1 pseudogene is annotated in these 468 nt (G+C 63.2%); it reads left to right on the top strand.

What is annotated here, in order from left to right:
• Nucleotides 1–468, top strand: a pseudogene (locus tag DK254_RS00840) (IS5/IS1182 family transposase); the annotation flags it as partial.

Genomic DNA, 468 nt, shown 5'->3' on the forward strand with positions numbered 1-468 from the left:
TGCCTTTGTGCAGTTCTGCCGTCAGGTCGGGCTGATCGGTGGTCAGTTGGTGGCTATCGATGGCAGCAAGTTTCAGGCGGTGGCTTCACGACGCAAGCACTTGAGCCTGGCGCGGCTCAAGCGTCAGCAAGCCAGACTGGAGGCCGAGATCGCTCGTTATCTGAGCGATCTGGATGAAGCCGACCGCGCCGAAGCCGGCGAAGGGATCGACCGGGGGGCCGTCAAGACCGCCCTCGAACAGTTGCAGGCTCGGCATGCTGACAACCTGACCTGCCAGGTCCTGATGCAGGCCCAGGGGCTGGAGCAATTCGTGATCGGCGAGTCCGATGCCCAGTTGATGCGAACCCAGCAGGGGGCGCGGGTCGCCTACAACGTGCAAAGCGCCGTCGATGACAAGCATTGCCTAGTGCTGCACCACGAGGTGACCCGGGACGGCAATGACACTCGCCAACTGCAGCCGATGGCCGA

It is taken from the genome of Pseudomonas sp. RW407, from assembly GCF_003176655.1.
GTDB classification, from domain to species: Bacteria; Pseudomonadota; Gammaproteobacteria; order Pseudomonadales; family Pseudomonadaceae; genus Pseudomonas; species Pseudomonas delhiensis.